Annotated in this window: 19 protein-coding genes; 16 read left to right on the top strand and 3 right to left on the bottom strand. The window is 66.9% G+C overall.

Annotated elements, in window-relative coordinates; genetic code table 11:
- The first annotated feature begins 22 nt into the window (after positions 1 to 22).
- The 7 genes from C0541_RS13770 (at position 23) to C0541_RS13740 (ending at position 10,155) form a co-directional block, all read left to right on the top strand.
- Positions 23 to 2,593, top strand: a complete 2,571-nt coding sequence (locus tag C0541_RS13770; protein ID WP_161960123.1) for a DUF3857 domain-containing protein — start codon at positions 23 to 25, stop codon at positions 2,591 to 2,593.
- A 124-nt stretch (positions 2,594 to 2,717) separates the two neighbouring features.
- Entirely contained in the window at positions 2,718 to 3,362 is a 645-nt protein-coding gene (locus C0541_RS13765) for a glutathione S-transferase family protein (RefSeq protein WP_161960061.1), read from the top strand.
- A gap of 31 nt (positions 3,363 to 3,393) precedes the next feature.
- On the top strand, positions 3,394 to 5,334 hold the full coding sequence (asnB, locus tag C0541_RS13760) for an asparagine synthase (glutamine-hydrolyzing) (RefSeq protein WP_115049154.1): 1,941 nt from the start codon (positions 3,394 to 3,396) through the stop codon (positions 5,332 to 5,334).
- 74 nt (positions 5,335 to 5,408) lie between these two features.
- The gene (locus C0541_RS13755; protein ID WP_115049152.1) at positions 5,409 to 5,963 is read left to right on the top strand and encodes an NADPH-dependent FMN reductase; all 555 of its coding nucleotides are present in this window, start codon (positions 5,409 to 5,411) and stop codon (positions 5,961 to 5,963) included.
- Between the two features lie 222 nt (positions 5,964 to 6,185).
- Positions 6,186 to 7,616: a replicative DNA helicase gene (locus C0541_RS13750; RefSeq protein WP_115049150.1), complete on the top strand. Its 1,431-nt coding sequence runs from the start codon at positions 6,186 to 6,188 to the stop codon at positions 7,614 to 7,616.
- Positions 7,617 to 7,718: 102 nt separating this feature from the next.
- Positions 7,719 to 9,137: a cryptochrome/photolyase family protein gene (locus C0541_RS13745; RefSeq protein ID WP_115049148.1), complete on the top strand. Its 1,419-nt coding sequence runs from the start codon at positions 7,719 to 7,721 to the stop codon at positions 9,135 to 9,137.
- Positions 9,138 to 9,429: 292 nt separating this feature from the next.
- Positions 9,430 to 10,155 carry an OmpA family protein gene (locus tag C0541_RS13740; RefSeq protein WP_016902719.1) on the top strand — a complete coding sequence of 242 codons (726 nt, stop codon included), beginning with the start codon at positions 9,430 to 9,432 and terminating at the stop codon, positions 10,153 to 10,155.
- Positions 10,156 to 11,301: 1,146 nt separating this feature from the next.
- On the opposite strand, the gene C0541_RS13735 is transcribed toward C0541_RS13740, so the two are convergent.
- Complete coding sequence (locus C0541_RS13735) at positions 11,302 to 12,336, bottom strand: LysR family transcriptional regulator (protein WP_115049147.1); 1,035 nt, start codon at positions 12,334 to 12,336, stop codon at positions 11,302 to 11,304.
- Positions 12,337 to 12,466: 130 nt separating this feature from the next.
- Between C0541_RS13735 and C0541_RS21070 the strand changes: the two genes are divergently transcribed.
- The 6 genes from C0541_RS21070 to C0541_RS13705 all read left to right on the top strand — a co-directional run bounded on the left by C0541_RS21070 (position 12,467) and on the right by C0541_RS13705 (position 20,114).
- Positions 12,467 to 12,694 carry a hypothetical protein gene (locus tag C0541_RS21070; protein ID WP_115049145.1) on the top strand — a complete coding sequence of 76 codons (228 nt, stop codon included), beginning with the start codon at positions 12,467 to 12,469 and terminating at the stop codon, positions 12,692 to 12,694.
- The gene (locus C0541_RS13725; protein ID WP_115049143.1) at positions 12,691 to 13,464 is read left to right on the top strand and encodes an SDR family oxidoreductase; all 774 of its coding nucleotides are present in this window, start codon (positions 12,691 to 12,693) and stop codon (positions 13,462 to 13,464) included. The genes C0541_RS21070 and C0541_RS13725 overlap by 4 nt, the downstream gene beginning before the upstream one ends.
- A complete protein-coding gene (locus tag C0541_RS13720) occupies positions 13,461 to 14,651 on the top strand; it encodes an efflux RND transporter periplasmic adaptor subunit (protein WP_115049141.1) in 1,191 nt (396 codons plus the stop codon). Before C0541_RS13725 ends, C0541_RS13720 begins: the two co-directional genes overlap by 4 nt.
- A 105-nt stretch (positions 14,652 to 14,756) precedes the next feature.
- Entirely contained in the window at positions 14,757 to 17,927 is a 3,171-nt protein-coding gene (locus C0541_RS13715) for an efflux RND transporter permease subunit (RefSeq protein ID WP_115049139.1), read from the top strand.
- 37 nt (positions 17,928 to 17,964) lie between these two features.
- Complete coding sequence (locus C0541_RS13710) at positions 17,965 to 18,696, top strand: SDR family oxidoreductase (RefSeq protein WP_115049137.1); 732 nt, start codon at positions 17,965 to 17,967, stop codon at positions 18,694 to 18,696.
- Entirely contained in the window at positions 18,690 to 20,114 is a 1,425-nt protein-coding gene (locus C0541_RS13705) for an efflux transporter outer membrane subunit (RefSeq protein ID WP_115049135.1), read from the top strand. The genes C0541_RS13710 and C0541_RS13705 overlap by 7 nt, the downstream gene beginning before the upstream one ends.
- 315 nt (positions 20,115 to 20,429) lie before the next feature.
- Here C0541_RS13705 and C0541_RS13700 read toward each other — a convergent pair whose 3' ends face one another.
- Positions 20,430 to 21,404, bottom strand: coding sequence for a GGDEF domain-containing protein (locus C0541_RS13700; RefSeq protein ID WP_115049133.1), 975 nt, complete (start codon positions 21,402 to 21,404; stop codon positions 20,430 to 20,432).
- Positions 21,405 to 21,498: 94 nt separating this feature from the next.
- On the opposite strand from C0541_RS13700, the gene C0541_RS13695 reads away from it, so the two are divergent.
- Complete coding sequence (locus tag C0541_RS13695) at positions 21,499 to 21,804, top strand: hypothetical protein (RefSeq protein WP_115049131.1); 306 nt, start codon at positions 21,499 to 21,501, stop codon at positions 21,802 to 21,804.
- Positions 21,805 to 21,906: 102 nt separating this feature from the next.
- Here the strand turns inward: C0541_RS13695 and C0541_RS13690 are convergent, their stop codons facing one another.
- Positions 21,907 to 23,550 (bottom strand): sensor domain-containing diguanylate cyclase, encoded by a 1,644-nt coding sequence (locus C0541_RS13690; RefSeq protein WP_161960122.1) that lies wholly within the window; start codon positions 23,548 to 23,550, stop codon positions 21,907 to 21,909.
- A gap of 208 nt (positions 23,551 to 23,758) precedes the next feature.
- On the opposite strand from C0541_RS13690, the gene C0541_RS13685 reads away from it, so the two are divergent.
- Positions 23,759 to 24,007, top strand: coding sequence for a hypothetical protein (locus C0541_RS13685; RefSeq protein ID WP_115049130.1), 249 nt, complete (start codon positions 23,759 to 23,761; stop codon positions 24,005 to 24,007).
- A 112-nt stretch (positions 24,008 to 24,119) separates the two neighbouring features.
- Positions 24,120 to 24,290, top strand: a complete 171-nt coding sequence (locus tag C0541_RS21065; protein WP_193725923.1) for a hypothetical protein — start codon at positions 24,120 to 24,122, stop codon at positions 24,288 to 24,290.
- Positions 24,291 to 24,401: the final 111 nt, after the last annotated feature.

The following is a 24,401-nucleotide window of genomic DNA, read 5'->3' as shown; positions in this document are numbered from 1 at the left end:
ACGCGGGCGTGGCGCGTTGTGGATGGTCTTCGTGTTGGCCGTGGTGGCGAGCGCGATCGCACCGGCACGGGCCAGCGAGGCGCCGCGCATGGCGCCGCCGCCGGCCTGGGTCATCGCCGATGCGGTGCCCGACAAGGTGCCCGGTGCCGGCGGGCTGCGCTATGCACTGGTCTCCGATCAGGTCGACCTGACCGGTGCCGCGCCGCAGGCCTACCGTCGCCTCAGCTACACGGTGCAGCGTGCAAAGAGCCTGGACGAAGCCGGGCAGATCTCCATCGGTTACCAGCCGCAGTACCAGCAGCTGGCGCTCAACAGCCTGGAGGTCTGGCGCGACGGCAGGCGCATCGACATGCGCACACAGGCGCACTACGCCCGGTTGCGCCGCGAAAGCGGACTGGAAGAGGGCTTGATCGACGGCGCGCTGACGCTGTCGATCACCTTGCCGGACTTGCGCGTGGGCGACCGGGTCGACTACGGGGTGACCATCACCGGCAGCAATCCGGTGTTCGGCAAGGGCTATTACGACGTGTTCGATGCGCGCTACGGCGTGGCGCTGGGCGAGCGCCGGGTGCGCGTGCGGTATCCGGCCGGGATGGGATTGCAGTGGCGGGTGAGCGCGCCGGGCTTCACCCGCAATGTCAGCCGCGCCGGCGAGGTGGCGACGCTGGACATCGCCGCACGCGACCTGCCCGCCGTACAGGAGGAAAAGGACACCCCGGAGGATGTCGATCCGTATGGCCTGATCGAAGTCTCCACTGCCGGCAACTGGGCGGCGGTGGCGGCGTGGGCAGCGCAGCTGTACCCGCGCGCGTTCCAGGACGCGCGCGTTGCCGAGGGCATGGTGCAGAGCCTGCAGCTGCGCCGCGACGACCCGCAGGGGGCACTGCTGCGTGCAGTGGCCTTCGTGCAGGGCGAGATCCGCTACGTCGGCCTGGACATGGGCGAGAACTCGCACGCGCCGCATACGCCGGAGGTGACGCTGCGCAACCGCTATGGCGACTGCAAGGACAAGGCGACGCTGCTGATCGCGCTGCTGCAGCTGGCCGGCATCCGTGCCGAGCCGGTGCTGGTCAACAGCGACAAGGGGCATGGACTGGATCTGCGCCTGCCCAGTCCGTATGCATTCGACCATGTGGTGGTGCGCGCGCATCTGCCGCAGGGCGAGGTGTGGGTGGATGCCACGCGCGATCGCGAGGAGGGCCCGCTTGCGCAACGGCTGCCGTTGCCGTTCGTGCGTGGCCTGCCGGTCGTGGCCGGCCAGCGCGATCTGGTGGCGGTGCCGTCGCCGATGCCGACGCTGCCGCAGATCGAGGTGGACGAGGAGATCGCGGTGTCGCTGCGCAAGCCGCAGCGCCTGGCGACCTTCAGCGTGGACACGACGTATCGGCAGGGGCGCGGCGAACGCGTGGCGACCGGCTTCGAGGACAACGGCGCGCAGGCGGTTGGCGAACACTACCTGGAATTCATGCAGCACTACTACACCGCGCTGACCCAGGTCGGCGTGCCGACCATCGCGTCGGCCGACGGGTTGAACGTACGCACGCACGAGGCCTATCGCCTGGAGTGGCCGGCCGCCGAGGGCGACGAGCTGGGCTTTCCGCTGTTCCAGCTCGGCGAATGGATGGACGCCTTGCCCGCCGCGGCGCGCAAGAGCCCGCTGGCACTGGGCGGCCCGCGGCTGGCGCGGCAGACCGTGCGGGTGCGGGTCGATCCGGCGGTGCAGGTGGAGGCCGACACGCAGGTGGTCGCCAACCCCTGGTTCCGCTTCTCGCGCACGGTCTCCATGCAGCAGGGACGCATCGTCATCGTCGGCGAGTGGCAGCGCCTGTCCGACCGCATTCCCGCCAGCGGCGTGACGCGTGCGGCCGCCGACATGGAGCGTGCCCGCGACCTGCTGTACTTCAACCACGATCTCAAGCCGCATCCGCGCAGGCAGCCGCTGGAGATGCACGTCTTCGTCCATCCGCTGGCCGGGCTGCTGGCGCTGGTCGTGTTGGTGCTGGCATGCCTGGCCTGGTGGCGCGGCGGTGGCCTGGGCGGGATGCTGTTCGATCCGCACACCGTTGCGCAGCGCCTGCACGCGCAGCCCGGCGCGCGCTGGAGCGCGTGGTGCGTATTCGGCCTGGTCGTCGTGCTCTCGAGCTGGATGTGGGTGTCTGCGCAGCCGCTGTGGGTGCACGCCATCGCCGTGGTGGTCATGCTGGCCATCGCGCTGGTTGGCTGCGCGCTGCTGCAGCGGATGCTGCGCTGGATGGGCGGCGTCGCGCAGGTCGGTGCGTTGCTGCCGGCGCTGCTGGGCAGCACATTGCCATGGCTGGTCTGCCTGCTGGCGGCGCTGGCCGCGCTTGGCGGCGATGGCGTCCTGTTCGGCACCGGCGTGCATGATCCAGCCAGGCTTGCGCAGCTGGCCATGGCGGTGCTGCTGATGCTGCTGGGCGGTCTTTGGTGGTCGATCGCGGCGGTCCAGGCGCTCGCCGGTGCGACCGGCGGTACACGGGCGCGTGCCTTCGGTGCGTTGGCATTGACGCTGTCGGCGCTGGGCGTGCTGGTCGCGGTGCTGGGGGTGCCGGTGGCGCTGGTGGCGATGCGCTGAGGCGCGCCGCCCGCGGCGTACGCACCCGCGGCGATGCCTTGCGGCAGAATCGGCGCAGGGCTTTGCAAAGACTCCCGGGGCTGTGACACTGCCAGCCCCTCGTTGCTGCCGCGGAGCCAGCCTGATGTCGAGCGTGCGTCCCCCGTTGACCGTCCATGGCATGTCCAGTTCCGGCAACTGCTACAAGGTGCGCCTGCTGCTGGAGCAACTGGGCAGCCGCTATCACTGGGTCGAGGTTGACAGCGTCGCCGGCGAAACCCGCACCCCCGCCTATCTGGCCATCAATCCCAACGGCAAGGTGCCGATGGTGGAGCGCGACGACGGCCGCGTGCTGGTCGAATCCAACGCCATCCTGTTCTGGCTGGCCGAAGGCACCCCGTATCTGCCCACCGACGCGTGGCAGCGCGCGCAGGCCTTGAGCTGGATGTTCTTCGAACAGTACAGCCATGAGCCGTATGTGGCGGTGGCGCGGTTCATCAGCCTGTGGACGCCGCGCGATGCCGCGCGCCGCGCCGAACTGCCGCAACTGCGCGCACGCGGCGAGCAGGCGCTGGCGGTGATGGAACAGCATCTGCAGCAGCACCGCTGGTTCACCGGCAGCGACTACGGCATCGCCGATATCGCGCTGTTTGCCTACACCCATTGCGCCGAGGACGGCGGCTTCGATCTGCAGCGCTGGCCGGCGATCGGTGCCTGGCTGCAGCGCGTGCAGGCAGTACCCGGTTTCATCGCAATGCCGGCGCCGGCACCCGATGCGGTGACGGCATGAACGGCATGCGCTGCCGGCAGGAGCACTGACGATGTGTGGATTGGCTGGACTGCTGCTGGCCTCGCCACGCATGCATGGCGAACAACTCGATGCCCTGGTGCGGCCGATGGGCGCCGCCTTGCGTCATCGCGGCCCCGACGATGCCGGCACCTGGTGCGATGCGCAGGCCGGCGTGGCGCTGGCGCATCAACGCCTGAGCATCCTGGATCTGTCGCCGCTGGGCCATCAGCCGATGCGCTCGGCCGATGGCCGGTATGTGCTTGCCTACAACGGCGAGATCTACAACTTCGCGCAGCTGCGCGCGGCCCTGTCCGCGCTCGGGCACCGCTTCCGCGGTCATTCCGATACCGAAGTGCTGTTGGCGGCAGTGGTGGAGTGGGGGCTGGACGACACCCTGACCCGCTGCAACGGCATGTTCGCGCTGGCGTTGTGGGACGAGCGCGACAACTGCCTGTCCCTGGCCCGCGACCGCGTCGGCAAGAAGCCGCTGTACTATGGCTGGGCCGGCGACACCCTGGTGTTTGGTTCCGAACTCAAGGCGCTGTGGCAGCACCCGGAGTTCGATAACGGCGTCGATCGCAATGCGCTGACCCTGCTGCTGCGGCTGGGCTACATCCCGGCGCCGGCCTGCATCCACGAGCGGACCTTCAAGTTGATGCCCGGGCGCGTGCTGCGGCTGGACGCGCAGATGGTGGCGGCCGGCGCGGCGGCGCATCGGCCGGACCAGGCGCAGCAGCCGTTCTGGAACGCGCGCGAGGCGATGCAGCGCGCGCTGGCGGCACCGTTCACCGGCAGCGATGTGCAGGCCGAGGAACAGCTCGATGCGGTGCTGCGCGATGCGGTGGCGCTGCGCATGGTGGCCGACGTGCCGGTGGGCGTGTTCCTGTCCGGCGGTACCGATTCGTCGATCGTCACCGCGATGATGCAGGCGCAGAGCAGCCAGCCGGTGCACACCTTCAGCATCGGCTTCGAAGGCTCGCATCACGACGAGGCGCCGCTGGCGCGCGAGGTGGCCACGCATCTGCACACCGACCACACCGAGCTGTATGTCAGCGGCGCCGACGCGCTGGCGGTGGTGCCGACCCTGCCGGACATGTTCGACGAGCCTTTCGCCGATGCCTCGCAGGTGCCGACCGCGCTGGTCGCACGGCTGGCGCGTGGCGGGGTGACGGTGGCGCTGTCCGGCGACGGTGGCGACGAGTTGTTCTTCGGCTACGGCCGTTACCAGCGTGCGCTGCGCAACTGGCGCATGCATGGGCTGGTGCCGGGGCCGCTGCGGCGGCTGATGGCGCTGGCGGCGCGCCGCAACGGCGAGTCCTCGCGCACCGGTGGCCTGGCCGCGCTGGTGGCCGAGGCCGGCGCACGCGGCATCGGCGACATCTACCGCAACCGCATTTCGCGCTGGCGCGATCCGGCCGCGGTGGTGCTGGGCGCGACCGAGCCCGACAGTTTCTACAGCCTGGCCGACCCGCTGCACGGCTCCGGCACCCCGGCCGACGCGATGATGCTGGCCGACTTTGCCGCCTATCTGCCTGACGACCTGCTGTGCAAGGTGGACCGCACCACCATGGCGGTGGGGCTGGAAGCGCGCGCGCCGTTGCTGGACTGGCGCGTGGCCGAGTTCGCCTGGTCGCTGCCGCTGTCGCTGAAGTACCGCGACGGGGTCAGCAAGTACCTGCTCAAGCGCGTGCTGTGCCGCTACCTGCCCGAGCCGATGGTCTACCGCGGCAAGCGTGGCTTCGGTGCGCCGGTCAGCGCCTGGCTGCGCGGGGATCTGCATGGCTGGGCCGACGATCTGCTGGCGCACGCCACGCTGGAGCGCGACGGCGTGTTCGCCGCCGACACCGTGGCCGGGCTATGGCGCGACTTCAATGGCGGCGAGCGCAAATGGCATACCCATCTGTGGACGGTGCTGATGTTCCAGGCCTGGCAGGCGCATTGGCGCAGCCAACGCGCTGCGATCGGCCGCTGAGGCAGCCGCGCTTCACCGGGCATGAGCGCCAGGCTGACTAGAGTCGGGCGCTGATTCCCCACTGGAGCGTTCCCATGAGCAAGATCACCATCGCCGTGCTGGTCGGCAGCCTGCGTGCAGCGTCCTACAACCGCCAACTGGCGCACGCGCTGGAGCATCTGGCCGGCGACAAGGCGACGTTCGAGTACCTGGAGATCGGCGACATCCCGCTGTACAACCAGGACCGCGACGGCGATTTTCCCGCTGAAGGCACGCGGCTGAAGCAGCAGATCGGGGCGGCGGATGCGGTGCTGTTCGTGACTCCCGAATACAACCGTTCGATTCCCGGCGTACTCAAGAACGCCCTGGATACCGGCTCGCGTCCCTACGGCGACAGCGCCTTTGCCGGCAAGCCGGCTGCGGTGGTCGGCATCTCGGTCGGGGCGATCGGTACCGCCACCGCGCAGCAGCATCTGCGCAATGTGTTGTCGTATCTGGACATGCGTGTGCTTGGCCAGCCGGAAGTCTTCCTGCAGTACAAGGACGGCCTGTTCGGTGCCGACGATCAGGTCGCCAACGCCGACAGCCGCAAGTTCCTGCAGGGCTTCGTCGACGCCTTCCTGGGCTTGGTCGAACAGTCCAGGCGCTGAGTTGACCACAGCGGCACCGGGTCTGGAGACAGTCGCCAGCCGGCACCGGTGAAGCGGCGCAAACCCAGGCGCCGCAAGCGTCTCGGCGGTTGCGACAGCGGCCGCGTAGAACGGTGATGCACCGGCTGTCCACCAGTTATCCACAGAGTTGTGCATGGTCGTCGGCGCCGCCGATGACTATGCTTCCTGCCCCCGTCTCCCTCGTGTCAGGTCTGTTTGTCCATGGCTGCTCGTCCTGGTTTCCGTTCCAAGCGCAATCGCGATCGCGACGACGACGATTACGATCGTCCCGAGCCGCGGCTTGACCAGCTGCGGGTGCCGCCGCATTCGGTCGAGGCCGAGCAGGCCGTGCTCGGCGGGCTGATGCTGGCGCCGGAGGCGTTCGACCGGGTCAACGACCAGTTGACCGACAACGATTTCTACCGCCGCGATCATCGCCTGATCTACCGCGCGATTCGCGAACTGAACGAGAAGGACCGTCCCTTCGATGCAGTGACCCTGGGCGAGTGGTTCGAGTCGCAGGGCAAGCTGGAACAGGTGGGCGATGGCGCCTACCTGATCGAGCTGGCCAGCACCACGCCCTCGGCAGCCAATATCGCCGCCTACGCGGAGATCGTGCGCGACAAGGCGGTGCTGCGGCAGCTGATCGAAGTGGGCACCACCATCGTCAACGACGGCTTCCAGCCCGAGGGCCGCGAAAGCGTGGAGTTGCTGTCGTCGGCGGAAAAGGCGGTGTTCAAGATCGCCGAGGCCGGCGCGCGTGGGCGCACCGACTTCGTGGCGATGCCGGGCGCACTGAAGGACGCCTTCGAGGAATTGCGCAGCCGTTTCGAAAACGGCGGCAACATCACCGGCCTGCCGACCGGCTACAACGATTTCGACGCGATGACCTCCGGCCTGCAGCCGACCGACCTGATCATCCTGGCCGCGCGTCCGGCGATGGGCAAGACCACCTTTGCGCTGAACATCGCCGAATACGCTGCGATCAAATCCAAGAAGGGCGTGGCGGTGTTCTCGATGGAAATGTCGGCCTCGCAGCTGGCGATGCGCCTGATCTCGTCCAATGGCCGCATCAACGCGCAGCGGCTGCGTACCGGTGCGCTGGAAGACGAGGACTGGGCGCGGGTGACCGGCGCGATCAAGATGCTGAAGGAAACCAAGATCTTCATCGACGACACGCCGGGCGTGTCGCCGGAAGTGCTGCGGTCCAAGTGCCGCCGACTCAAGCGCGAGCACGACCTGGGCCTGATCGTCATCGACTACCTGCAGCTGATGTCGGTGCCGGGCAACAGCGAAAACCGCGCGACCGAGATCTCGGAAATCTCGCGTTCGCTCAAGGGCCTGGCCAAGGAGCTCAACGTGCCGGTGATCGCGTTGTCGCAGCTCAACCGCTCGCTGGAAACGCGGACCGACAAGCGCCCGGTGATGGCCGACCTGCGCGAATCCGGCGCAATCGAGCAGGACGCGGACATGATCGTGTTCATCTACCGCGACGACTATTACAACAAGGAAAATTCGCCGGACAAGGGCCTGGCCGAGATCATCATCGGCAAGCACCGCGGCGGACCGACCGGTTCGTGCAAGCTCAAGTTCTTCGGCGAATACACCCGTTTCGACAACCTGGCCCACGATTCGGTGGGGAGTTTCGAGTAAGCCTGGTGCGCGCTGCCGGGCGGCGATCGGTCGCTGCGGCATCGCGCCATCGTTGCACCGGCTGGCTTATGCTGCGCGCCTCACCGTCGCTGCCGAGCTTGTATGTCATACGCCATCGTCTGGTTCCGTCGCGATCTGCGCCTGGAAGACAACCCGGCCTTGCAGGCTGCGCTGGATGCAGGGCACCAGCCGATTCCGCTCTACATCGATGCGCCGCACGAAGAGGGCGAGTGGACACCGGGCGCGGCCTCGCGCAGCTGGCGGCATCGCTCGCTGGCGGCACTGGATGCGGCCCTGCGCGCGCTGGGCAGCGGCCTGGTGGTGCGTGCCGGTGACAGTGCGCAGGTACTGGATCAGGTAATTGCGCAGACCAAGGCGGTGGCGGTGTACTGGAACCGCAAGTACGAGCCGGCCACCCAGCCGCGCGATGCGCAGATCAAGCGCAGCTTGCGCGAACGCGGGATCGAGGTACACAGCTGCAACTCCGCACTGCTGTTCGAACCCTGGCAGTTGGCAACGCAGCAGGGCGGTCCGTACAAGGTGTTCACCCCGTTCTGGCGCAACGCACTCACGCAGCTGCAATTGCCTGCTGCCGCGCCGGCACCGCGCAGCCTGCCGCCGCTGCCTGCGCACGTGGAGACCGTTGCGCTGGACACGCTCGGGCTGCTGCCGACGCTGGACTGGGATAAAGGCTTCTGGGAGCACTGGCAGCCCGGCGAGGCCGGTGCGCACGAGATGCTGGAGATCTTCATCGACGGTGCGCTGTCCGGCTATCGCGAAAATCGCGATCGGCCCGATCGGGTCGGCACCTCGCAACTGTCGCCGCATCTGCACTTCGGCGAGATCGCGCCGTGGCGGATCGCCAGCACGCTGGAAGCCAATCGCAACGCGCGCAACGCGGCGGAGATCGACGGCTATATCCGCCAATTGGGCTGGCGCGATTTTGCGTATCACCTGCTGCACCATTTTCCCGACACCACCAACCAGAATCTCAACCCGCGCTTCGAAGGCTTCGACTGGGCCAAGGTGGACCCGGTCGCGTTGCAGGCCTGGCAACGTGGCCGCACCGGGATTCCGATCGTCGATGCCGGCATGCGCCAGCTCTGGCACACCGGCTGGATGCACAACCGCGTACGCATGATCGTGGCGAGTCTGTTGTGCAAGCATCTGCGCGTGCATTGGAACGAGGGCGCGCGCTGGTTCTGGGACACCTTGGTGGATGCGGACCTGGCCAACAACACGATGGGGTGGCAATGGGTCGCCGGTACCGGCGCCGATGCAGCGCCGTATTTCCGCGTGTTCAACCCGGTCACGCAGGCGGAGAAGTTCGATCCACAGGCGGCCTACATCACGCGTTGGCTACCGGAACTCGGCAAGCTTGCGGTGAAGGAACGTTTCGCGCCGTGGCTGCATCCGTTGTCGCTTGCGCGTCTGGCACCGGAGTATCCGCGTACGCCGGTCATCGGCCTGGCCGAGGGCCGCGACGCGGCGTTGGCGGCCTATGCGAAAACGCGCGGATAAGCACGCGCGTCAGCGCGAAAGCCAACGGTGCTGCGTACTCACCTGATACCCACGTTCCACGCGTTTCTCTTGCGGGGCCGAGCCTTCGCATGCTTGCGCTGCGTCGGTTGCGTGACACACGCACGAAGACGTTGCAGATATGTAAGGCGCAATTCGAACAGAAAACGTTTTCCTGAATGCAGCACTAGCCAGATGCAGCCGGCGGCCGGTTTCATCATGCGCCAGTCGCGTTGGCCTGTTTATCCTCGCCGACACGATTGAGTGCCGGATGGTCCGGCCACAGGAGAACACCATGTCCCCAGCAGCCACCAAGAGCCTTGCCGTTGCCCTGGCCAGCGCCATTGCGTTGTCCGCCTGCGCCACCGGCGGCTCGTATGTGCAGCGCGACCAGTATGGCGAGCAGACGCAGCAGCAAAATCGCACCGGCCGCAATGCGCTGATCGGCACCGCGATCGGCGTGGCCGCTGGTCTGCTGACCGGCGACAGCGCCACCGAGCGTCGTCAGCATGCGATGGTGGGTGCCGGCATCGGCGCGCTCAGCGGCGCGGCGGTTGGCCAGTACCAGGATCGCCAGGAGCGCGCGCTCCGTGAGCGCACCGCCAACACCGGCATCGAAGTGCAGCGCCAGGGCGACAACATCACCTTGAATCTGCCCGATGGCATCACCTTCGACTTCGGCAAGTCCGCGTTGAAGCCGCAGTTCTACAGCGCGCTCAATGGCGTGGCTTCCACGTTGCGCGAATACAACCAGACCATGGTGGAAGTGGTGGGCCATACCGACAGCGTCGGCAGCGACGCGGTCAATCAGCGCTTGTCTGAAGAACGCGCCGGCGCGGTCGCGCAGTACCTGACCGCACAAGGTGTGCAGCGCGAGCGCATGGAGACCATGGGCGCCGGCAAGCGTTACCCGATCGCCGACAACAGCACCGATGCCGGCCGCGCGCAGAATCGCCGCGTGGAGATCCGTCTGATTCCGTTGCGCTCCGAAGGTGCCGGGAACAACACTGGCATGCGTTGAGTGTGCCGCATCGACTCGTGGCGAGTCGATTGACAGGCCGCATGAACGAACAAGACAGGCCGCGAAAGCGGCCTGTTTTTTTGCGTCGCGAATCTTGTCCTCAGCAGCGGTGCGCAATCTCTTGGGCGCCTGCCTGGAGTGCCTGCTCGGCAGGCCCGATGCTCTTGCCAGTGCTGGGGACCGTGACCATGCAGCCATCCATGAGTGGAATCACGATGTGCAGAGACCAGCCACGATGATCGGCGCGCAGGGTTTCCACAAAGCAACCAGCAAACTGTCTGGTGCGGTGAGGACGCCGCGCCCCCGACGCACCAGGCTGTTGATTCAAGCAGCCGATCGCGACTGAACACCCACACGGCTGCAGGTCTGGGCTGCTTTGTACGTTGTGCATCGAGGGCTTGGAAAGTGGGGGGCGACCAGTGGTAGAGCGGTTGGTCTGACGCTTGGCTGCAGGGCCCTTGCCCGCCCACCATCGCGGGACGCGCCGCAAGTACGTCCATGTAGGCTCCGGCGCGGCATCCATGCCGCTCAGGGTCCCGCGACGGTGAGCGNCGGTGAGCGGGCAAGGACCCGTCGAGAGGGTCGGTGCGCATGGAAGAGCAGTGCTCGATGCCTTCGTTCGATCATGAAGCATCGGTTCTACGTCTGATGCAGATCGCGCGACAGACAGCTTTTCAAATGAGTACCGACCAACTGTCTGGTGCGGTGTCCTTGCCGGTTGCGGGACCGTGTGGCGGCATGGATGCCGCCACACGGTCCCCCAGGGACGGGTTTACGGCGTGTCCCGCGAGCGGCGAGGACGCCGCGCCCCCGACGCACCAGGCTGTTGATTCAAGCAGCCGATCGCGACTGAACAACCACACCGCTGCAGGTCTGGGCTGCTTTGTACGTTGTGCATCGAGACCTTGGAAAGTGGGGGGCGACCAGTGCTAGAGCGGTTGGTCTGGCGCTTGGCTGCAGGGACCTGTCGAGAGGGTCCGTGTACATAGTGAGAGCAGGTATGCGTCTTGCTGTTCGGGCGGGGAAGCTTCGGTTTGTCTCCCGACAAAAGCCAAATCGTGCGTGCAACGTCTTTTCATCCGCCCGACGGGGCACCTTCTCCCGAAGGAACGAGGGTGCTCCGTCGAGCGACGATGTGAGCGCGGATCAGGCCGTGACGTTTTCCAGGATGCGCTTGCCTTCTGCACGCAATTGCGCGCTTGCGCCGACTTCGATCTTGGCATCGTTGTCGTCCTGTTGCGCCGCCAGGCGCGCAGGGCACTGCGCCATCATGTAGTCCGCATCGAAGTTCATCCGTGTCACCAGGAAGTCCACGAAGGCGCGCACTTTCGGCGAGACCAGGCGGCCGCCGGCGAACACTGCGTTGAAGTCCACCTCCGGCCCGGTCCAACCCGCGAGCACCCGGCGGACCAGACCCGATTGCACGAATGGCTTGGCCATCACATCGCCGGTCAACAGCAAACCTTCGCCGCCCAACACCGCGCCGTTGAGTGCAGCCGTATCGTTGGCCACCATCAAGGGATTGACCGGGAAATCGCGCACATCGCTGCCGTCGCTGAGCGACCAGAAAAAGCGGTTGTTGTGCACGTTGCGGTTCTTGCGCAGCGCCAGCGTGCGATGGAATTGCAGCTCGTCCGGATGCAGGGGCTCGCCATAGCGCTCGATGTAGGACGGGCTGGCGAAGACCTGCGTGCGCAGGCTGCCGAGCTTGCGCGCAACCAGATTGGAATCGGGCAGGGCGCCGACGCGCAGCGCCAGATCGGCTTCGCCACCGATCAGGTCCAGCTTCTCGTTGCCCAGATGCATGTCCAGCTGGATTTCCGGGTACTGCGCATGGAACTCGCCCAGCAACGGCGCGATCCAGGTGATGCCGAGCGAGTAGGGCACGGTAAAGCGCAACCAGCCGCGTGGGCCGGACTGCAATTGCCCGACGGCGCTCTCGGCCTCATCCAGTTCGCGTGCGATGCGCTGGCAATGTTCGTGGTAGACCGAGCCGGCCTCGGTCAGCCCGATGCGGCGGGTGGTCCGGTGCAGCAGGCGCGCGCCCAGGCGGGTTTCCAGTTCCTGCACCTTGCGGCTGACGGTGGTCTTGGGCAGGCCAAGCGCGTTGGCGGCGGCGATGAAGCTGCCTTGTTCGACCACCTTGACGAAGATCAGGGTGTCGTTGAGATCGTGAGTCATGGGACTGCCTTCCGGGGGGTCAGGAGGGATTAGACCGCTTGCGGGACGATTATTCCCCTAAATTCGGACTAATCAAGTGCTGGTTTGGGGCCTAACTTATGCGGCATCCCCTCCATGCAGGAGCACGGCCATGTGGTTGTGCAATGTTTTCGGCGTGTCATCTACATCCCGTAGCGCCATCGAAGCCGCTTTCGACCCGGTGATTTCCAGGGCCAAAGGCCCGCGCGGCAGTGTTTCGCGTGGATTTGCCGCATCGCCCAAGCGCCAGGCAGGCGGTGCGCCCGCACGGCGGACTGGACTGTCGGCGCGACTGGCGCAGCGCGGAATTGTCCCGATTTCGGTAGTAAAAATCCCATGAGCGGGACGGTCCAATCCGAAACGGCCGTCATCGGCGGTGCCGGCAATGTCGGTGCCGGGATCGTCGCCGCCTTGCTCGATGCCGGGATGCCGGTGCTGGTGATTGGACGCGACACCGCCAAGCTCGACGCGCTGCGCGCGCAGCATGGCAACACACCGCTGCTGGCGACCTTGCAGGGCTCGGTGGCCGACGATGCGTCGGCGCAGGCGCTGGCCGGCGAACTGGCCCAGCGCCCGCGTCCGCTGGCGGCGGTGATCGCCAGCCTGGGCAGCCCGCTGAAGGCCGGCCGCCTGCTGGACCGCCCGGTCGCCGCGCTGCGTCGCCGCCTGGAGCGCGACGTGCTGCCGCATCTGGCCGCCGCGCGGCATCTACTGCCGCTGCTGGCCGAGGCCGAGGGCGGCGGTCGCTACCTGTTGCTGGGCAGCCCCTGCGCGCTGCGTGCCTGGGCCGCGCACGGCGACACCTCGATTGCCGCCGCCGCCACCCGCATGCTCGCCCAGGTCCTGCACGAGGAAGCCAAGCCGTTCGGTGTCCGCGTGCATCTGCTGTCGGTCGAGCAGCCGGTGTGTACGCCGGGCCGTGCCAAGGACGCGTGTCCGGAATGGATCCGTGCCGTGGATGTCGGCCGCGCCGCCGTCTCCCTGATCGCCGGGCCTGGCCAGCCCGGGCAAGCCATCGTGACCGTCAGCCGTCGCCTGCACGCCGCTCCATCGGCCGACCGGCTGGCCGGTCTGCAGTTTCCCCTCCCCACCCGAGAGATTTCCCCATGACCCTGAACGCCACCCCGTTCCGTTTTCCCTTGCGTACTGTATTGACGGGCGCCGTACTCGCGGTTGTGCTGGCCGGTTGCGGCAGCAAGGCTGCCGAGACCGGTGCGCCGCCGCCGCCCAGCGTCAGCGTCGCCCCGGTGTTGCTGAAGGAGATCAGCCAGTGGGACGAATTCAGCGGCCGCATCGAGCCGGTGGAAAGCGTCGAGCTGCGCCCGCGCGTGTCCGGCTATATCGACAAGGTCAATTACGTCGAAGGCGCAGAAGTGAAGAAGGGCGATGTGCTCTTCAGCATCGACGACCGCAGCTACCGTGCCGAATTCGCACGCGCCAACGCCGCGCTGGTGCGTGCACGCACGCAGTCCACGCTGGCCCGCAGCGAGGCGGCACGCGCCCGCAAACTGTCCGACCAGCAGGCCATTTCCACCGAAACCTGGGAGCAGCGCCGCGCTGCCGCCGATCAGGCCGACGCCGATCTGCTGGCCGCGCAGGCCGCGCTGGATACCGCCAGGCTCAACCTGGACTGGACCCGCGTGCGTGCGCCGATCGATGGCCGTGCCGGGCGTGCGATGGTCACCGCCGGCAATCTGGTCACCGCCAGCGACAGCGCCAGCGTGCTGACCACGCTGGTGTCGCTGGACAAGGTGTTCGTGTACTTCGATGCCGACGAGGGCACCTTCCTGCGTTACTCGCAGATGGCGCGCAACGGCGAGCGCCCGGATGCGCGCGGTGGCGAGTTGCCGGTGCGCATCGGCCTGGTCGGCGAGCAGGGCTTCCCGCATACCGGGCGCGTGGATTTCCTGGATAACCAGGTCACCCGCAGCACCGGCACCATCCGCGTGCGCGCGGTGCTGGACAACGCCCAGCGCCAGTTCACGCCGGGCCTGTATGCACACGTGCAGTTGCTGGGCAGCGGCCAGTTCAAGGCCATGCTGGTCGACGAAAAGGCCGTGCTGACCGACCAGGACCGCAAGTACGTGTACGTGGTCGACAAGGACGGCAAGGCGCAACGGCGCGACATCGAGCTTGGCCGCAGTTCCGATGGCCTGCGCATCGTGCGCAAGGGACTGGCTGCCGGCGACCGCGTGGTGGTCGATGGCGTGCAGAAGATCTTCATGCCCGGCATGCCGGTCGATGCCAAGACCGTGGCCATGGCCGCCGCACCGGACAAGCGCACCGCCTCGAACTGATTCATCGCTGCATCGCAGCCGCGACCACCGGCCTCGCAACGAGGCCGGCTCGGGGCCGCCGTGCCGCGCCGCCACCCGGCGGCAACCTCTTTCAGGACCACCCCCATGGATTTTTCCCGTTTTTTCATCGACCGACCGATCTTTGCCGCGGTGCTGTCGATCATCCTCTTCGCTGCCGGCCTGATCGCCATGCCGCTGCTGCCCATCAGCGAGTACCCGGAAGTGGTGCCGCCGAGCGTGCAGGTGCGTGCGGTGTATCCGGGCGCCAATCCCAAGGTCATCGCCGAGACCGTCGCCACGCCGCTTGAGGAAGCCATCAACGGCGTGGAAGACATGATGTACATGAAGTCGGTCGCCGGCTCCGATGGCGTGCTGGTGGTCACCGTGACCTTCAAGCCGGGCACCGATCCGGACCAGGCGCAGGTGCAGGTGCAGAACCGCGTCAGCCAGGCGCAGGCGCGTCTGCCCGAGGACGTGCGGCGCCAGGGCGTGACCACGCAGAAGCAGTCGCCGACGCTGACCATGGTCGTGCATCTGACCTCGCCCAAGGGCAAGTACGACTCGCTGTACCTGAGCAACTACGCCACCTTGAAGGTCAAGGACGAGTTGTCGCGCCTGCCGGGCGTGGGCCAGATCCAGATCTTCGGTGCCGGCGACTACGCCATGCGCATCTGGCTGGATCCGGACAAGGTCGCCGCGCGCGGGCTCACCGCCAGCGATGTGGTCGCCGCCATCCGCGAGCAGAACGTGCAGGTCTCCGCCGGCCAGCTCGGTGCCGAGCCGATGCCCAACAAGAGCGATTTCCTGCTCTCGATCAATGCGCAGGGCCGCCTGACCACCGAAGAAGAGTTCGGCAATATCGTGATCCGCAGCGGCAACAGCGGCGAGATCGTGCGCCTGTCGGACGTGGCGCGCCTGGAACTGGGCGCCGGCAACTACACCTTGCGCTCGCAGCTGGACAACAAGAACGCGGTCGGCATGGGTGTGTTCCAGTCGCCCGGTGCCAACGCGATCGAGTTGTCCGATGCGGTGCGCGCCAAGATGGCCGAGCTGGAAAAGCAGTTCCCGCAGGACATGGCGTGGTCGGCTGCGTACGACCCGACCGTGTTCGTGCGCGACTCGATCAGCGCGGTGGTGCACACGCTGCTGGAGGCGGTGCTGCTGGTGGTGCTGGTGGTGATCCTGTTCCTGCAGACCTGGCGCGCCTCGATCATTCCGTTGCTGGCGGTGCCGGTGTCGGTGGTCGGTACGTTTGCCGCGCTGTACCTGCTGGGTTTCTCGATCAACACGCTGAGCCTGTTCGGCCTGGTGCTGGCGATCGGCATCGTGGTCGACGATGCGATCGTGGTGGTGGAAAACGTCGAGCGCAACATCGAAGAAGGCCTGGCCCCGCTGGCCGCGGCGCATCAGGCGATGCGCGAAGTGTCCGGTCCGATCATCGCCATCGCGCTGGTGCTGTGCGCGGTGTTCGTGCCGATGGCGTTCCTGTCGGGCGTGACCGGCCAGTTCTACAAGCAGTTCGCGGTGACCATCGCCATTTCCACGGTGATTTCGGCGATCAATTCGCTGACCCTGTCGCCGGCACTGGCCGCCATGCTGCTCAAGCCGCATGACGCACCCAAGGATGGTCCGTCGCGGTTGATCGACCGCCTGTTCGGCTGGTTGTTCCGTCCGTTCAACCGCTTCTTCAACAGCAGTTCGCACAAGTACCAGGGCGCGGTGTCGCGGACCCTGGGCAAGCGTGGCGCGGTGTTCGCGGTGTATGTGCTGCTGCTGGTGGTCACCGGTTTCATGTTCAAGGTGGTGCCGGGCGGCTTCATTCCGACCCAGGACAAGCTGTACCTGATTGCCGGTGCAAAACTGCCGGAAGGCGCCTCGCTGGAGCGCACCAACGAGGTGATCCGCCAGATCACCCAGATCGCGCTGCAGACCGAAGGCGTGGACCATGCGATTGCGTTCCCCGGCCTGAATCCGCTGCAGTTCACCAACACCCCCAATACCGGCACGGTGTTCCTGACCCTCAAGCCGTTCAGTCAGCGCAGCCGTAGTGCGGTGCAGATCAATGCGGAAATCAACGCGCGCATCAGCCAGATCCAGCAAGGCTTTGCGTTTGCATTCATGCCGCCGCCGATCCTGGGGCTGGGGCAGGGTTCGGGCTACTCGCTGTACATCCAGGACCGCGCCGGGCTGGGCTATGGCCAGTTGCAGAGTGCGGTCAATGCGATGTCCGGCGCGATCTCGCAAACGCCGGGCATGCAGTTCCCGATCGGCACGTATCAGGCCAATGTGCCGCAGCTCGATGCCAAGGTCGATCGCGACAAGGCCAAGGCACAGGGCGTGCCGCTGACCAATCTGTTCGACACCCTGCAGACCTATCTGGGCTCGTCCTACATCAACGACTTCAATCGCTTCGGTCGCACCTATCAGGTGATTGCCCAGGCCGATGGACAGTTCCGCGACAGCGTCGAGGACATCGCCAACCTGCGTACCCGCAATGCCAACGGCGAGATGGTGCCGATCGGCAGCATGGTCACGCTGGGGCAGACCTACGGCCCGGATCCGGTGATCCGCTACAACGGCTACCCGGCCGCCGATCTGATCGGCGAGGCGGACCCGCGCGTGCTCTCCTCCACCCAGGCGATGCAGACGCTGGCCGACATGGCGCCCAAGGTGCTGCCCAACGGCATGAACATCGAGTGGACCGATCTGAGCTATCAGCAATCCACCCAGGGCAACTCGGCGTTGATCGTGTTCCCGATGGCGGTGTTGCTGGCGTTCCTGGTGCTGGCCGCGTTGTACGAAAGCTGGACGCTGCCGCTGGCGGTGATCCTGATCGTGCCGATGACCCTGCTGTCTGCCTTGTTCGGCGTGTGGCTCACCGGTGGCGACAACAACGTGTTCGTGCAGGTGGGCCTGGTGGTGCTGATGGGTCTGGCATGCAAGAACGCGATCCTGATCGTGGAGTTTGCCCGCGAGCTCGAAATGCACGGCAAGGGCATCGTCGAGGCCGCGCTGGAAGCCTGCCGCCTGCGTCTGCGTCCGATCGTGATGACCTCCATCGCCTTCATCGCCGGTACCGTGCCGCTGGTGTTCGGGCATGGCGCCGGCGCCGAAGTGCGCTCGGTCACCGGCATCACCGTGTTCGCCGGCATGCTGGGTGTGACCTTGTTCGGGCTGTTCCTGACGCCTGTGTTCTATGTGGCGCTGCGTAAGTGGGTGACCCGTCGGGGGCCCGCTGCACCGGCTGCCGTTTCGCATGACGCCGTCAAGGCGTAAGCCAGTCACTTCCCCCCAATTGAAGAGGATTCACCACATGAGCACTACCAAGATCGCACTGGTCACCGGCGCCACCCGCGGCATCGGCCTGGAAACCGTTCGTCAACTCGCACAGGCCGGCGTGCACACGCTGCTGGCCGGACGCAAGCGCGACGATGCCGTCGCCGCCGCACTCAAGCTGCAGGCCGAGGGCCTGCCGGTGGAGGCCATCCAGCTCGACGTCAATGACGACATCAGCATTGCCGCGGCGGTCGGCACGGTGGAACAGCGTCACGGCCACCTGGACATCCTGATCAACAACGCCGGCATCATGATCGAGGACATGCAGCGCCCCCCGTCGCAGCAGAGCCTGGAGGTATGGCGGCGCACCTTCGACACCAACCTGTTCGCGGTCGTCAGCGTCACCAGGGCATTCCTGCCGCTGCTGCGTCGCTCGCTGGCCGGACGCATCGTCAATGTCTCCAGCATGCTCGGCTCGCTGACCCTGCATACCCAGCCCGGCTCGCCGATCTACGACTTCAAGATCCCTGCCTACGACGCCTCCAAGAGCGCGGTCAACAGCTGGACGGTGCATCTGGCCCATGAGTTGCGCGACACCGCGATCAAGGTCAACACCGTGCATCCGGGCTACGTCAAAACCGACATGAACGGTGGTGGTGGCGAGATCGAGGTGGAGCAGGGCGCGCACAGCAGCGTGCAGATGGCACTGCTCGATGCGCACGGCGCCACCGGCAGCTTTACGCATCTGGGAGAAGTGTTGCCATGGTAAGAAACCTTCTGAGCGTGGCACTGGCCGCGCTGGTGCTCGGCGGTTGCGCGGTGGGGCCGGATTACCGGCCCGACCCGCCGGCCGCAGTGACCCTGCAGGGCACGCAGGATGCGGCCTACAGCACCCAATCGCCGGTTGGCAACTGGTGGTCGCAGTTCGACGACCCGGTGCTGGAACAGCTGGTGCGCGATGCCTTGTTCGCCAACCACGATCTGCGCATCGCCGTGTCGCGCGTCAAGCAGGCGCGTGCGGTGTTCGTCGAGCGGCGTCTCGATCAGGCGCCGCATATCACCGCGCAAGGCAGCTTCGATCGCCGCGAGCAGCAGCAGGTGATCGCCGGCAACCAGCGTTTCCTCACCGAGCAGACCACCCTGGGGCTGGATGCGGCCTGGGAGCTGGACCTGTTCGGCCGCCAGCGGCGCGCCTCCGAAGCGGCGCGCGCCGATCTGGAAGCCGAGCAGGCCGGTCTGCTCGACGTGCAGGTCAGCGTCGCTGCCGAGGTGGCGCGCAACTACTTCGAACTGCGCGGTACGCAAAAGCAGCTGGAGGTCTCCAAGCGCACCCTGACCAACCTGCACGACACCCAGCGGCTGACGCAGACGCGTTGGGACCTGGGCGCCGGCAGCGAGCTGGATGTGCAGAGCAGCCTGGCGCGGTTGAAGGCGATCGAGGCGGACATCCCGTTGCTGGAAACCGCCGAGGCGCAGTACCGCCATCGCCTGGCGGTACTGCTCGGCCAACCACCCAATGCCCTGGATGCCACCCTGGTGGCGCGCACCACGCCCGCGTTCGCCCGTGCGTTGCCGCTGGGCGATACCGCCGGATTGCTGCGTCAGCGCCCGGACGTGCGCAGCGCCGAACGCCGGCTGGCGGCGGCCACCGCGCAGGTTGGCGTGGCCACGGCCGATCTGTTCCCGCGCATCAGCGTCAGCGGCTTTGTCGGCTTCCTGTCCGGCGACGCCGCCAGGCTGACCGAGGGCAGCGGCAAGGCCTGGTCGATCACCCCGTCGATCAGCTGGGCGGCATTCGACTTCGGCACCGTGCGTGCTCGGCTGCGTGCCAGCAAGGCGCAGGCCGACGGTGCATTGGCGCAGTACCAGCAGACGGTGTTGCTGGCGCTGGAAGACACCGAGAACGCCTTGATCGGCTACGGCCGCCAGCAGGCGCGCCTGGCGATCGTGGTGGAGCAGGCCAATGCGGCGCGGCGTGCCGAGCAACTGGCGCAGATCCGCTACCGCGAGGGCTCGGAAGACTTCCTGACCCTGCTGGACGCGCAACGCACCCAGCTGGCCGCCGACGATGCCCTGGCGCAGGCCGAAGCAGCGGTCAACGTCGGCGTGGTCGGGGTGTACAAGGCCTTGGGCGGCTGGAAGCAGGGCGAAGCGCCTGCGGCACCGGTGGCGGTGCTCAACCGGTAAGGCCGGCATGCGGGGCGGCCGTCAGGTCGCCCCGCAGCTGCACTCAAAGACGCAGACGTCTTGGCGCGGCTACACCCTGATCGCCAGTCGTCAAGCGAGTGCGGCCAGGGCTCGGAAGCGGCAGGCACCACCGGGTACACGCCGGTTGCGGCGTCGCCTGATGGCAGTTCGCCATGCCGTGTGAGCCATTCTCGGCTGCGCCGGCGGCCGACAAGCGGCGCCGACACGTCGTCGGCAGTTGCCCAACGCGCTGGCGGGATCTCAAGCACCGAGCCGGTATGCCCGCTGACCGCGCGCCCACACGACGGCCTGCGCTCAGTCGGCAACCCGCACGCTGTCGCGGCCACCGTTCTTGGCCAGGTACAGCGCTGCATCGGCACGCGAGAACCAGTCCTGCCAATGCGTTTCTCCGTCGTGGCGCGCCGCGCCCAGCGACACCGTGATCCGCCCCCCCGGGCCGCGCAGCCCGTTGCGGATCACCTTGCGCAGGCGTTCGGTGGCCGCTTCCAGTTCCTGCAGGGAGCCGGCACGCAACAACACCACGAATTCCTCGCCGCCGAAGCGGAACACCTGATGCGGCTCGCGCACTTCAAAGCGCAGGATGGTGGCCAGATCCGACAGCGCCGCGTCGCCTGCGGCATGCCCGTACAGATCGTTGACCTCCTTGAAATGGTCCAGGTCGAGGATGATCAGGCTGTTGAGCCGTTCGTTCGGCTGGCGCCGGTCGATCTGATGGGTGAGCGCACGTTCGAGCATGCGCCGATTGGGCAGGCCGGTCAGTGCATCCAGCGAGGCCAGTTCTTCCAGATGCACGCGGTCGTCCTGCATGCGCAGCGAAAACGCATAGCCCACCGCCAGCGTCACCAGCGTCACCACGATCGTCGACACGCCCTGTCCGGGGCTGACGATCAGGCCCGGCAACAGCAGCAGCGCGGCCAGCAGCGGGAGGCTCAGCAGCACCGCGCGTTGCGGGCCGCACAGGAAGTAGTTGGTGGCCAGCACCGGAAACAACCAGGGCAGGGCGCCATCGCCACCGGTCCAGCAGGCGACCAGACAGCCGCCGACATTGATGGAGGACAGCCACGCGCCGCCGGTGCCGGTGCGTTCGGCGTCGCGCATCTTCCAGCCACGCCATACCGCAAGCACACCGAGCGATGCGCTGATGAGGCAGGCCAGCGCCTGACCGGTGATGGCCAGGTACACCGCATAGAGGCAAAGCAACAGCGCGGTAATCGGCCCCAGCATCTTGACGATGCCGAGGCGGAAATCCCGCCGCAGGTGGAGGATCACAGGGAAGGTTCTATAGGAGTCGGCATCATTATCGGCGGAGCCTTGCGAAAGTTGAGCGTGCACGCGCCGCGGCAACGGCTAGGAAAATGAAGCGTTGCCGGGCCGGGCTTCGCACATCCTTGACGTCCATGCCGCAACCGTGGCGTCTTTGCCGTTGGAGTCTGCCATGCCCACACGCGAAGAACTCGACACGTGCCTGGATGCGCTGCAGGACGAACTGCCGCAGCTGTCCGCCGATGAGGACGCCGATTTCGACTATCTCGATTTCCAGGCGCGCGCCCAGGCCCTGCTGAGCAGCGCCGCGGCCGAGGATGCGGCCTATGTGCGCACCCGCGTCGACGCCATGCTGGCCGACGCTGGCCTCATTCCAACCAGTGAGCAGGGGCATGGCGGCGTGTGAATCCTGCTCCGGGCTGCCGGAAAAATGCCTGCATCGCAGTCGATTGGGCGCGGCGTGCAGGCATTGCCGCCCATGCGGATCCAGGCCTGGCAACGGCCTGGCTTACCCCGCGGCGGCAGTGCCCGCGCTCACCACCTGATTGCGACCGGCCTGCTTTGCGCGGTACAGCGCCTCGTCCGCGCGCCGCAGCAACTGCGCCATATTGCCTGCATGCTCGGGAAAGCTGGCTGCGCCGAACGAGGCGCTGACCGTCGGCAACGAGACGCCATCGGCCATCACCTGCAGGGACTCGATGCCGGTACGCAACTTCTCGGCCATCCGGCAGGCGGTCGCCAGGTCCACTTCCGGCAGGATGATCGTCAGCTCCTCGCCGCCGTAGCGGCAGCAGATGTCTTCGCCGCGCGTCTGCGCCAGCAGGAAGTCGCCGATTGCCGCCAGGACGCGATCACCGCCGGCATGGCCGTGCAGATCGTTGAACTGCTTGAAGTGGTCCACATCCAGCATCAGCACCGACAAGGGTTGCATCCGTCGCGTGCAGCGCGCCAGTTCGTGATTGAGCGCCTCTTCGAGGTACCGGCGGTTGTACAGGCCGGTCAACGGATCGCGAATGGATTGCTGGCGCAGCGTTTCACGCAGGCGCAGGTTGTGCAGCGCCAGCGACAGCTGCTCGGCCGCAGCCTCGGCCACGGTCAACGAGGCCAGGTCGCGCGGATCCTCGCTGCGCAGCGCCAGCATCCCCAACTGCGTGCCCTGTGCCGACAACGGGATGCAGACGGTGCTCGCCTGTGCCGGAAGATTGGCGCCGACGTGCTGGCAGAGCATGCCCTGGCTGGCGTTTTCCACCACGTGCGTGCGGTCGCGGCGCAAGGCCCAGCAGGTGTCCGGCGCAATGCTGGCGTTGCCGTCCTCGGCCATCGCGCCCCAGGCCACCACCTGTTCGGCACGGTCGCGCGAGGCGCGCAGCAGATAGACCGCACCGGCCGCGCCCGGGACCAGCGGCGCGATGGTGCGTGCAGTGATTTCCAGCGCTTCCTCGGCATCGCGGCAGTTCTGCAGCAGCCCCGAGTAACGTGCCAGCGCCTCCAGCCCCGCCGAGGTGCGCTCAAGCGTGGCGAACGATTCGATCAGGCGCTCGCTGGTCGTGCTGGCCGCGTCTTCGGCGCGCACGCGCCGTTCCAGTTCGCGCGACAGCAATCGGTAGGCCAGCACCATCACCAGCAAGCCGCTGAAAATCCCGATCACCGTCACCCATAGCACCCACTGCGCGCTGCGCGTGTTGGTATCGGTGCGCTTCACAAGTTGCTGGCGTTCCAGTTCCGTCATGATCTGCACCTGGCGGCGCAGCGAAGACGAGGTCTGGAACACGCCACGTGCGATCGATGTGCGCGCGCCATCCAGGCCCTGCGTGCGATAGCTGCGCAACAGGTCGTCGATCTGCATCAGCCGCATGTCCACCAGGCGTCCAAGCTCCGCCACATTGCGCAGCTGCACCGGATTGTCCTGCACCAATGCATCCAGTCGCACGATGCGCTCGGGCAGCCGCCCGATCGCATCGGCGTACACCCCGAGAAACGCTTCGTTGTCGGTCAACACATAGCCACGCACCGACGACTCGGCCGACAGCATCCCGGCCTGGATCTCGTCGATGCTGGCGATCACTTCCTGGGTGTGTGTCACCCAGCCCGCATCGGACAGCGAACGCTGGGTGGTGAAATAGCCGCCCACGCCGATCAGGACGAAGATCATCCCTCCGAGCAACAGGGCGCCGGCAGCGTGGCGTTTTGCTTTCCTGGTCAACACCGTGTTCCCCAACACCGATTGTCTGGTAGAGGCCGATGCAAGTTGCGTGCCTGTGGTCCACTTCGCTTGCCAGTCAGCTGCGGGTTGGGGTTGATATCGCCCCGGCGCCGGCACGGCGGTATCCTTCCCGTTCGTCATCGGGCCGGACAATAGATTGGTCATTTTCCTAGGTAGCTATCAATTGATCTGTCGCGCTGCCCAGGGCGATGGCCCCAACCGCGGCTGGGTGGCCGACTGGCAGATCGTGCAGATTGGTGCTGCAAGCGCCGGCGGCCTGGCAGGCAGTGCCCTCGCTGCCAGCTTCCCCGATCACCGCAGCGCCATGGCTGCGGCCCGCGTCGCCGGGATGGTGACGCTGGAAGCCATGCACGCCGAAGCGCAACGGCAGCTCGAACCCGCCTGAGCGCGGGCGCGGGCGCGTCAGGCCGCATCGACCAAGCCTGCGCCAGGCAAGCTGGCATGCGGTTTGCTCGCAGCCCTGAAGAACGCTGGGAAGCGTCTTCGACGGAAGCGACATGCAAGAACCCAATAAAAGTGCCCTGGTCCTGCTGCAGCAGGAAGCCACCGAACTATGCGCGCTGTTCGACCAGGTGCGTGGCAATGCAGCGCCGGCCCACGAGCCAGTCGACGACGTCGCGGACGTCCCTGCCGGACGCACCGAACAGACCGCCCACGTCAGTAATTGACGCAGCCTGCAAGCCTGCGGTCGCGCGTGATGCACGAACGGCCGATGCGTGACGGGCCGCGAGCTCTCGGAGGAGCAGGGGCGGTGGGGGCGTTGGAGATCGGCGCGCGGA

Origin of the sequence: Xanthomonas arboricola (assembly GCF_003353015.1) — a bacterium.
In the GTDB taxonomy this organism is placed as follows: domain Bacteria; phylum Pseudomonadota; class Gammaproteobacteria; order Xanthomonadales; family Xanthomonadaceae; genus Xanthomonas; species Xanthomonas arboricola_E.
Note: the sequence above shows the minus strand (reverse complement) of the source record. Positions and strands in the feature narration are given on the sequence as shown.